Genomic DNA, 10,116 nt, shown 5'->3' on the forward strand with positions numbered 1-10,116 from the left:
GTCCCGCGCGAGCGGCGGCGCGGGCGCGCCGTCCGGGCCCGCCAGCAGGTGGCCGAGGAACCGCTTGCGGCTCGCGCCGACCAGCACCGGGAAGCCGTCGGCCACCAGCTCCGGGAGCCGCGCGAGCAACGGCCAGTTGCTGGCACCCGACTTGGCGAAACCCAGACCCGGGTCCAGCACCACCTGCTCGTCGCGCACGCCCGCGGCCCGCAGCGCCGCGACCCGCGCGGCGAGCTCGCGCCGGACGTCCGTCACCACGTCGTCGTAGTCGTCGAGGTCGTCCATGACGTCGGCGTGCCCGCGCCAGTGCATGGCCACGTAGACCGCGCCCGTCTGGGCGACCACGTCGTACATCGCGTCGTCGGCGAGGCCGCCCGAGACGTCGTTGACGATCGCCGCGCCCCGCTCCACGGCCTGCCGGGCGACGACCGCGCGCGTGGTGTCGACGCTGACGGTCGCGCCGCGCGCGACCAGCTCCTCGATCACGGGCAGCACCCGGGCCAGCTCGTCGTCGACCGCGACCCGTCGGGAACCCGGACGCGTCGACTCGCCGCCGACGTCCAGCAGGTCCGCGCCCTGGTCGAGCAGCTCGAGGCCGTGCGCCACCGCCGCGCCGGGCGTGAACCAGCGACCGCCGTCCGAGAACGAGTCCGGGGTGACGTTGACGACGCCCATGACGAGCGTGCGTCGCAGGTCGTGCAGACCCGCCGGCAGCGGTGCCGGGCGGGCGGAGGGGCCGGAGCCTGTCACGGTGCCGAGCCTAGGGTGTGCCGGCGGCGTCAGCGGCCGAGCACGAGGCTCATGGCCTCTGCCCGGGTGGCGACGTCCCGCATCTGCCCGCGCACCGCGGAGGTCACCGTGCGGGAGCCCGGCTTGCGGACCCCGCGCATCGACATGCACAGGTGCTCGCACTCGACGACGACGAGCACGCCGCGCGGCTCCAGCTCCGCGACGAGGGCGTCGGCGATCTGCGACGTGAGGCGCTCCTGCACCTGCGGGCGGCGCGCATAGACGTCGACCAGCCGGGCCAGCTTGCTCAGGCCCGTGATGCGGCCGTCGACGCCGGGGATGTAGCCGACGTGCGCGATGCCGTGGAACGGCACCAGGTGGTGCTCGCACGTCGAGTACACCTCGATGTCCTTGACCAGCACCATCTCCTCGTGGCCGAGGTCGAAGGTGGTGGTCAGCACGTCGCCGGGCTCCTGGTACAGGCCCGCGAAGATCTCGCGGTACGCCCGCGCCACGCGCGCCGGCGTCTCCTTCAGGCCCTCGCGGTCGGGGTCCTCACCCACCGCGAACAGCAGCTCGCGGATGGCAGCCTCGACGCGGTCCTGGTCGTACTCGCCGACTGCGGTGCCGTGCGCGTGCACCGGCCCGATCGTCCCGTCCGCCATCGTCGTCCCTACGCGTCGGGGGTCTGCGACGGCGGCACCTGGATGATGCGCTCGCCCGGGAACCCGAAGGCCTCGGCGGCCTCGTCCTCGGGGATGATCGGGTGGCCGTTCAGGGCCGCCTTCTCCGCGGCCGTCATGACCGGCGGCCGGTCCGAGACCGCGCGCTGCTCGCTCGAGAGCCACACCTGGCGCGGCGGCCGCTTGGTGATCGGCTCGAAGATCTTGGCGAGCTGCTCCTGGTTGAGCGTCTCCTTCTCGAGCAGCTCGAGCACGAGCGTGTCCAGCACGTCCCGGTACTCCACCAGGATCTCCCACGCCTCGTCGTGCGCCCGCTCCATCAGCGCGCGAACCTCGAGGTCGATGGAGGCGGCGATGTCCTCGGAGTAGTCACGCCCGTGGCCCATGTCGCGGCCCATGAAGACCTCGCCGGAGGCCTGGCCGAGCTGGATCGCTCCGAGCCGGGCACTCATGCCGAACTGCGTGACCATCTTGCGGGCCGTGGCCGACGCCTTCTCGATGTCGTTGCTCGCACCCGTGGTCGGGTCGTGGAACACGAGCTCCTCGGCCACGCGACCGCCCATGGCGTACGACAGCGTGTCCAGCAGCTCGTTACGGGTGGTCGAGTACTTGTCCTCGGTCGGCATGACCATCGTGTACCCGAGCGCGCGACCGCGCGGCAGGATCGTCACCTTGGTGACCGGATCGGTGTACCGGAGCGCCGCCGCCACCAGGGCGTGACCGCCCTCGTGGTACGCGGTGATCTTGATCTCCTTGGAGTTCATGATCCGCGTGCGCTTCTGCGGCCCCGCGATGACGCGGTCGATCGCCTCGTCCAGCGTGTGGTCGGTGATGGTCGCCTGGCCGGTGCGCGCGGTCAGCAGCGCAGCCTCGTTCAGCACGTTGGCCAGGTCCGCACCCGTGAACCCGGGGGTACGGCGCGCGACGACGTTGAGGTCGACGTGCGGCGCCATCGGCTTGCCCTGCGAGTGCACCTGCAGGATCCGCTCACGACCCTTGAGGTCCGGCGGGTCCACGGCCACCTGGCGGTCGAACCGGCCGGGGCGCAGGAGCGCGGGGTCGAGGATGTCGGGACGGTTGGTGGCGGCGATGAGGATGACGTTCGCGTTGGCGTCGAAGCCGTCCATCTCGACCAGCATCTGGTTGAGGGTCTGCTCGCGCTCGTCGTGCCCGCCGCCCATGCCGGCACCACGGTGGCGGCCGACGGCGTCGATCTCGTCGATGAAGATGATCGCCGGGGCGTTCTCCTTGGCCTGGTTGAACAGGTCACGGACACGGCTGGCGCCGACACCGACGAACATCTCGACGAAGTCCGAGCCGGAGATCGAGTAGAACGGCACGCTCGCCTCGCCGGCGACCGCGCGGGCGAGCAGCGTCTTGCCGGTTCCGGGAGGGCCGTAGAGCAGCACGCCCTTGGGGATCTTGGCGCCGACGGCCTGGAACTTGGCCGGCTCCGCGAGGAACTCCTTGATCTCCTGGAGCTCCTCGACCGCCTCGTCGACACCCGCGACGTCCGAGAACGTGACCTGCGGGGACTCCTTGTTGACCAGCTTCGCCTTCGACTTGCCGAAGCTCATCACCCGCGAGCCGCCGCCCTGCATGTTGGACATGAGGAACCAGAAGATGCCCAGGATGATGACGAACGGCAGGACCAGCCCGAGCAGGCTGCTCCACCACGAGGTCTGCGGCACGACGGACGTGTAGCCCTTGTCCAGGTCGGCGTCCGCGATCGCGTTGACGACCGACTCGCCCTGCGGCACGACGTAGTTGAACTGGACCAGCTTGCCCAGGTTCTTGTCGTCCTTCTGGAAGTCCGACTTCAGCGTCAGGTCGACCCGCTGGACGCCCTCCGTGATCTTCGCCTGGTCGACCTTGCCGTCGGCGAGCAGCGTGATGCCGTCGGACGTGTCGATCTTGCTGATGCGCGGGGAGGCGAGCGTGGAGGCGCCGATGTACAGCAGGATCACGGCGATGATGACCCACAGGATGGGGCCTCGGGCTAGTCGCTTGACGTTCATGGGCGATCGGGGCAGAGCCCCTCAACCTCCGCTCGCGGGACTGGTGGCCTCGAAGTTACACGGAGTTCCTGGGGGAACCCGACCGTGTTCACCGAGGGCGCACTCCCACTCAGGCGCCGTAGACGTGCGGGGCGAGGGTGCCGACGAACGGCAGGTTCCGGTACTTCTCCGCGTAGTCCAGGCCGTAGCCGACGACGAACTCGTTGGGGATGTCGAAGCCCACGTAGCGGACGTCGACGTCGACCTTGGACGCCTCGGGCTTGCGCAGCATCGTCGCGATCTCGACCGTGGCCGGGCCGCGCGAGCGCAGGTTGGACAGCAGCCAGGAGAGCGTCAGGCCCGAGTCGATGATGTCCTCGACGATGAGCACGTGCCGGCCGGTGAGGTCCGCGTCGAGGTCCTTGAGGATCCGCACGACGCCCGACGACTTGGTGCCCGAGCCGTAGGACGAGACCGCCATCCAGTCCATCTGCACCGAGTGGTGCAGGCGCCGGGCCAGGTCCGCCATGACCATGACAGCGCCCTTGAGGACGCCGACGAGCAACAGGTCCTTGCCCGCGTAGTCGGCGTCGATCTGCGCCGCGATCTCGTCGAGCCGCTGGTGCAGCTGCTCCTCGGTGAGAAGGACCCGCTCGAGGTCGTCGCCCATGTCCGCAGGGTCCACCGAAGTCGCTCCTCTTGATCCGCGTACCCGGCTGGCTCCCGCTACGACGCGGGGGCCGGGCCCAGAGCAAGCCTGCCACACGCCCGGCGGGCCGCGACCGCACCCGGGAGGGAGACGGCACCCTGCCCGTGCCAGTCCGTGACCAGGGCGTCGACCGCCAGCACGTGCGCGCGATGCAAGGCCCCCGCCGGGCTTCCCGCGGCGACGGCGGCGGCCCGCAGCGCGCGCGTGCGCAGGGCCGCCGGGGCGTGCGCGAGGACCTCGACGTCGAGCCCCTCGTCCGTGCGCGCGGCGTCCAGAAGGTCGGCGGCCAGCGCGTCCAGCACGTCGGCGTCCTCGCGCAGMTGGGCCGCCGTGCGTGCGAGGGCCTCCGCGACGCCGGGGCCGAGCACGCGTTCGAGCGTCGGCAGCGCCTCGCCGCGGACCCGGCTGCGCAGGGCGGCGTTGGTGTGCTCGTGGTCGTTGGTCGGGTCGAGCCACGGACGCAGCCCGAGGGCCTCGCAGGCGCCGAGCGTGTCCGCGCGACGCAGGGCCAGCAGCGGGCGTCGGAACCGTCCGCGCAACGCCGGCATGCCCGCGAGCGCCCGCGCGCCCGAGCCGCGGGCCAGGCCCAGCAGCACGGTCTCGGCCTGGTCGTCGAGCGTGTGGCCCAGCAGCACGGCCGCGGCGCCGCGCTCGTCGGCCACCCTCTCCAGCGCCGCGTAGCGCGCCGCCCGGGCGGCGGCCTCCCCGCGCCCGTCGACCTCCACCCGGACKACCTCCGCGTCCAGGCCGAGGGTCCGGCAGGCCGCCGCGGCCTCGTCGGCAACCTGCCCCGACCCGTCTTGGAGGCCGTGGTCGACGACGACGGCCCGAGCGCGCCAGGCGGGCCCCCGACGCGCGGACCGCTGCGCCACGAACGCCGCGCCGGCCGCGAGCGCCAGCGAGTCCGGTCCACCCGAGCAGGCGACCAGCACCAGCGCGTCGGGGGGCAGGTCCGCGACCGACGCCGCGACCGCCGAGCGGACGGCGGCGACCGACGGGGCCGGACCGCTCACCCGTGCACCCGGCGCACCCACGCCCGCGGGTCGGAGATCTCCTGGGGCTTCGGCAGGTGCTCCGCCGTCGTCCACACGGCGTTGAAGCCGGCCAGGCCGACGTCCTTGCGCACCGCCCGGACGAACGCGGCGCCGTCGCGGTACTGCGCGAGCTTGGTGTCGAGGCCGAGCAGCCGCCGCAGCACGCGGTCGAAGCCCTTCGCCTTCGCGGCATCGTCGCGCCGGGTCTCGAACGCCTTGCGGATCTTGCGGACGCTCGGCACCACCCGCGGCCCGACCTCGTCCATCGCGACGTCAGCGTGCCCCTCCAGCAGCGACATGACCGCGCCGACCTCCTCGAAGACCTCCCGCTGGCGGGCGGAGAGCAGGTCGAGCACGCCGACGCCGTCGTCGGCACCCGCCGCCACCGCGCGCGAGACCGCCCGCACCAGCTCGCCCACGCGGGGGACGAGCGCCTTGTCCGCCGCAAGGTCGCCCATGAGCTCGCCCGCCMGGCCCCGCAGGTGCTCCGCCAGCCACGGGGCCGCCGCGAACTGCAGGGCGTGGGTCTGCTCGTGCAGCGCGACCCAGAGCCGGAAGTCCGACGGGTCCACCCGCAGCCGGCGCTCGTGGTGCAGCACGTTGGGCGCGATGAGAAGCAGGCGCCCGCGCCCCTCGCGCGCCGTGAACGGGTCGAACTGCCCGAGGACCTTGCCGGAGAGCAGCGCCAGGACGCCGCCGACCTGGACCGCGGCCGCCGCGCGGGACGCGTTGTTCGTCTCGCTCGTCGCGAGCGGTCCCGTCATCGCCGCGAACGTCTCCGCGTTGGCCTGCGCCCAGCGCGCGCGGTCGACGACCACCACGCGGGACACGTCGGCGGGCGGGGTGCCGTCGACGGCCTCCAGCCCGGTGATGCGCGAGGCGTGGACGGCGGCGCGGCCCGCGGCGTCGCGCAGCTCGTCGACGAGCGCGACCAGCTCGTCGCGGCCGGCGAGGGGTCCGGGGGCGGCGAGCCGTCCGGCGATGCGGGCGGCAAGGTCCCAGTCGACCGGTCCTTCGGGGGTCTCCACCCGGTCAAACTAACCGCAGCCGCAGCCCGACAGCGTGGTGACGAACGCGTCGATGGCGGCGCGCGGCCCCCACTGCCCGCCGTCGGGCGTCGCGTCCGCCAGCACGACGAACACCAGCTGGCGCGCGTCGGCGTCCAGGACCGTCCCCGCCAACGCCGTCACGTGCGGCAGGCTGCCGGTCTTGGCGCGCACCAGGCCGCGGGCGCTCGACTGCGTGTACCGGTCGCTCAGGGTGCCGGTCAGGCCCCCGATCGGCATGCCGGTGGCGACGTCGCGCAGCGCCCCGTGCGCGGGGTCGGTCGCCAGCCGCAGCAGGCCGAGCAGGAGGTCGGGCGGGAGCACCGAACCCGCCCCGAGGCCGGACGCGTCGACCAGGTGCGCGCCGGCGATGTCGATGCCCTCCACCGACACCGCGTGCAGCACGGCCGTCGCGCCGCCCTCGAAGCTGGGCGGCAGGCCCTCGTGGATGGCGACCAGCCTGCTGACCACCTCGGTGATCGTGTTGTCGGACGTGTCGAGGAAGTGGTGCACGATCCCGTCCAGCGGCGCGGACTGCACGACGCCGATCTCGTGCCCGCCGTCGGGCGCTTCGGTCCGCTTGGGCGTGCCGTCGACCGCGATGCCCGCCTCGGTCAGGCGCTGCGCGAACGTCTTGGCCGCCGCGAGCGACGGGTCCGGGTAGCGCGGGGGGTACTCGCCGGGCTTGATCTTGGCCGTGTCGACCGCGAGCGCGGTCACGGGCGCGACGAACCCCGCGGCGATGTCGCCCGTGTTCCACGTCGGGCTCAGGGACGGCCCGGTGAACAGGTAGTCGTCGAACCCGAGGCTCACCGTGCCGACGCCCTCGAGCTGCAGGGCCTTGGCCACCTGCGCGGCGAGGTCCGCGAGGCCGGCGTGGCCCTCGACGGCCGTCGGGTCCCCCGCGCCGGCGGCGAGCATCATGTCTCCCCCGCCGACGAGCACGATGCTGCTGCCCGACCCGCGCACGACGCTCGTCGGCAAGGTCACGTCGGGGCCGAGCGTGTCCAGGGACGCGATGGCCGTGACCAGCTTGGCCGTCGACGCCGGGGTCCGGCCCTGCTCGGGCACGTGACCCCCGAGCACGTCGCCCGTGAGCTGGTCCGCGACCACCACACCGACGCTCGCACCCATCCGCGGGTCGGCGACCAGCCCGTCGACGAGCGCCTGGACGGCGGGGTCGCCCGGCACGGGCGCCTGCGGGTCGAGGTCCGTGAGCGCCGGAACGGTCGTCGCCGGGTCGACCGCACCGGGAGCCGTGGGGAACGGCAGGGGCTCGGGCGGCGCCTCCTCGAGGGTCACCATGCCCGGGACCACGTCGTACGCGTCGGCCGTCACGTACGCCGCACCGGCCAGGACCACCACGAGCAGGCCCGTGCCGACGACCCTCGCCGCTGTGGCCATCGTCACCCACCCCGCTCGATCCGTCGCGGGACGCCCCGCCCCGCGGTGCGTCAGACTACTGTCCGAGACAAGGGCGCCCCCGACACCTCGGCGCGCCGCACGACGAGTGTCGCGCGACCGACGGTCCCGGAATCCGGGCGCGGACGTGGGCGGAGGAGAGCTGCTGTGGAGTTCGACGTCACGATCGAGATCCCGAAGGGTCAGCGCAACAAGTACGAGGTGGACCACGCGACGGGGCGCATCCGCCTCGACCGGATGCTGTTCACCTCGACGCGCTACCCCGACGACTACGGCTTCATCGAGGGCACCCTCGGCGAGGACGGCGACCCGCTGGACGCGCTGGTGCTGCTCGAGGAGCCGACGTTCCCCGGCTGCCTCATCCGCTGCCGAGCCCTGGGCATGTTCCGCATGCGCGACGAGGCCGGCGGCGACGACAAGGTCCTGTGCGTGCCCACCGGCGACCAGCGCGCCGCCTGGCGGCAGGACATCGACGACGTGTCCGACTTCCACCGCCTCGAGATCCAGCACTTCTTCGAGGTCTACAAGGACCTCGAGCCCGGCAAGTCCGTCGAGGGCGCCCACTGGACGGGCCGCTCCGAGGCGGAGGCGGAGATCGAGCGCAGCCGCCAGCGAGCCATCGACACGAACTACTACGCCCACTGAGCGCTGGCTCTGGCTCCCCTGCTTTTCCCGCAACGTCCGCACATTCGAGCGTCCCGACGCCTGATTGTGCGGACGTTGCGCATTCCAGCCCATTGCGTCCGCAGATTCGGTCGTCCCGGCGCTCGGATGTGCGGACGTTGTGGACCGGCTCGTTCCTGATCTCGAGGCGCCCTCAGGGCCGGCTATCCGCAGCCTCCTCCACGGATCGGCCCCCGTCAGGTCCGTGGCTGGGGCGGGGCGCCACGCTCGCTCGATGTCGTCTTCGCCCGACCGAGTCCGTCGGCGGTCTGCCGTGCAGCGGCTGGCTGAACGTCAGGCGGGCGTGGTCGCGCGCTCGCAGGCGCTCGCTCTCGGCGTCACTCCGTCGCACCTCAGGGCGGAAGTCGATGCCGAGCGCTGGCGCCCGGCCGGCCGGCGCAGCCTCGTCGTGCGGCCCTTCACCCGCGACGACCGAGCGGACTGGTGGCTCGCCGTGCTGGAGTGCGCACCGCAGGCAGCTCGCGGTGTCCGACCCCGCGCGGCCCTCGGAGGTCTCAGCGCACTCCACGCAGCCGGACTCGAGGGCATCAGCGGGGACGGCCTCATCCACGTGTGCGCGCCGAAGTCGTCCCACCCGGTGGTGACGGCGTCCGGCGTCCGCCTGCACGAGACGCGGCGCTGGCGGGACGAAGACATCATCGACCTGGGCATCCCGCGCACGAGGCCGGAAGTCGCGACCGTCCAGGCGGCGCTGTGGGCTCGCACCGACCGAGAGGCGGCGCTGCTGCTCGTGGCGCCCGTGCAGCAGCGACTGATCAGCCCGCTCGCTGTGTCCGACGTGCTGGACCGGGTCCGCCGGGACAAGCGGCGCACGCTGCTCCGTGCCGTTCTCGGAGACGTGGCGGACGGTGTCCGGTCGTTGAACGAGCTCGACTTCGCCGCGATGTGCCGCCGTCGGGGGTTGCCCGAGCCTGACCGCCAGGTCGTCGTCGACCATCCCGGCGGCCGGTCGTACCTCGACGTGCGGTGGCGACGATGGCGGGTGGTGGTCGAGATCGACGGCATAGGCCACCTGCAGCCCGACCGGTGGATCGACGACAGCGTCCGGCACAACGAGATCGCGTTGGGAGGAGAGATCGTGCTCAGGGTGCCGAGCCTCGGTCTCCGCCTGGACCCGCAACGCCACCTCGACATCGTGGAGCGCGCGCTCCGCAAGGCGGGCTGGCGCCCAGCAACCTGACGTTCAGCCCCGCAACGTCCGCGGGATCAGGCGTCCCGACAACCGAATCTGCGGACGTTCCGCTCGAAGTAGTGCGGACGTCCGCATGTTCGAGCGTTCCGACGACCGAATGTGCGGACGTTGCGGTGAGAGAAGGCGTTACGGGCGGCCGGCGTAGGGCATCGTGCTGCCCCAGCGCATGGAGGTGACGCGGAGGGGGTCGCCCGGCTTGGACGCCTCCATGATCTGGCCGTTGCCCGCCCAGATGGCCACGTGGTAGATCGCGTCGGCGTTGTTCGGGTCGGTGGACCAGAAGACGAGGTCGCCGGGGCGCAGCTCGTTGTAGCTGATCTTGAGGACCTGCTTGTACTGGTCGCGCGTGGTGCGGGCGAGGTTGACCCCGGCGGTGCGCCAGGACGTCATGGTCAGGCCCGAGCAGTCGTAGCCCGCGGGACCGACGCCGCCCCAGATGTAGGGCAACCCGATCTTGGTCTTCGCCCAGGCCAGGGCGGCCGCGCCCCCACCGGCTGAGCCGCGCGACGTCCCGGTGCCGAGGCCGTACCGCGGCGGGGCGGGGGTGGTCGGGGGCGGCGTGGTGACGGGCGGGGGCGGCGTGGTGACGACCGGCGGCGCGGTCGTCACGGGAGGCGCGG

Annotated in this window: 10 protein-coding genes; 2 read left to right on the top strand and 8 right to left on the bottom strand. The window is 72.8% G+C overall.

Translation table 11 applies throughout. From position 1 onward, the window contains the following. The 7 genes from folP to dacB form a co-directional block, all read right to left on the bottom strand. A partial coding sequence (folP, locus tag AC1DYZ_RS20065) for a dihydropteroate synthase (RefSeq protein WP_477066856.1) occupies positions 1-750 on the bottom strand: 750 nt, incomplete at its 3' end. Between the two features lie 29 nt (positions 751-779). Beyond that, the gene (gene folE, locus AC1DYZ_RS20070; protein ID WP_477066857.1) at positions 780-1,394 is read right to left on the bottom strand and encodes a GTP cyclohydrolase I FolE; all 615 of its coding nucleotides are present in this window, start codon (positions 1,392-1,394) and stop codon (positions 780-782) included. 8 nt (positions 1,395-1,402) lie between these two features. Next, on the bottom strand, positions 1,403-3,430 hold the full coding sequence (gene ftsH, locus AC1DYZ_RS20075; RefSeq protein WP_477066858.1) for an ATP-dependent zinc metalloprotease FtsH: 2,028 nt from the start codon (positions 3,428-3,430) through the stop codon (positions 1,403-1,405). Between the two features lie 109 nt (positions 3,431-3,539). Continuing rightward, positions 3,540-4,094, bottom strand: coding sequence for a hypoxanthine phosphoribosyltransferase (gene hpt, locus AC1DYZ_RS20080; protein WP_477066859.1), 555 nt, complete (start codon positions 4,092-4,094; stop codon positions 3,540-3,542). A 41-nt stretch (positions 4,095-4,135) separates the two neighbouring features. Next, complete coding sequence (gene tilS, locus AC1DYZ_RS20085; RefSeq protein WP_477066860.1) at positions 4,136-5,131, bottom strand: tRNA lysidine(34) synthetase TilS; 996 nt, start codon at positions 5,129-5,131, stop codon at positions 4,136-4,138. Continuing rightward, a complete protein-coding gene (locus AC1DYZ_RS20090) occupies positions 5,128-6,180 on the bottom strand; it encodes a zinc-dependent metalloprotease (RefSeq protein WP_477066861.1) in 1,053 nt (350 codons plus the stop codon). The genes tilS and AC1DYZ_RS20090 overlap by 4 nt, the downstream gene beginning before the upstream one ends. Before the next feature lie 9 nt (positions 6,181-6,189). Beyond that, a complete protein-coding gene (gene dacB / locus AC1DYZ_RS20095) occupies positions 6,190-7,602 on the bottom strand; it encodes a D-alanyl-D-alanine carboxypeptidase/D-alanyl-D-alanine endopeptidase (RefSeq protein ID WP_477066862.1) in 1,413 nt (470 codons plus the stop codon). A 165-nt stretch (positions 7,603-7,767) separates the two neighbouring features. Between dacB and AC1DYZ_RS20100 the strand changes: the two genes are divergently transcribed. After that, positions 7,768-8,265: an inorganic diphosphatase gene (locus AC1DYZ_RS20100; protein WP_370502331.1), complete on the top strand. Its 498-nt coding sequence runs from the start codon at positions 7,768-7,770 to the stop codon at positions 8,263-8,265. Between the two features lie 253 nt (positions 8,266-8,518). Beyond that, positions 8,519-9,484: a hypothetical protein gene (locus AC1DYZ_RS20105; RefSeq protein ID WP_477066863.1), complete on the top strand. Its 966-nt coding sequence runs from the start codon at positions 8,519-8,521 to the stop codon at positions 9,482-9,484. A gap of 138 nt (positions 9,485-9,622) precedes the next feature. On the opposite strand, the gene AC1DYZ_RS20110 is transcribed toward AC1DYZ_RS20105, so the two are convergent. Beyond that, positions 9,623-10,116 (bottom strand): C40 family peptidase (locus AC1DYZ_RS20110; protein WP_477066864.1); only part of this gene is annotated, 494 nt, incomplete at its 5' end.

The organism is Cellulomonas sp. P1_C4, assembly GCF_056406355.1.

Bases quoted from the DNA above. Each gene is read 5' to 3' on its own strand.
- dacB (WP_477066862.1), bottom strand. From the start codon at position 7,602: ATGGCCACAGCGGCGAGGGTCGTCGGCACGGGCCTGCTCGTGGTGGTC.
- ftsH (WP_477066858.1), bottom strand. From the start codon at position 3,430: ATGAACGTCAAGCGACTAGCCCGAGGCCCCATCCTGTGGGTCATCATC.
- folE (WP_477066857.1), bottom strand. From the start codon at position 1,394: ATGGCGGACGGGACGATCGGGCCGGTGCACGCGCACGGCACCGCAGTC.
- AC1DYZ_RS20105 (WP_477066863.1), top strand. From the start codon at position 8,519: ATGTCGTCTTCGCCCGACCGAGTCCGTCGGCGGTCTGCCGTGCAGCGG.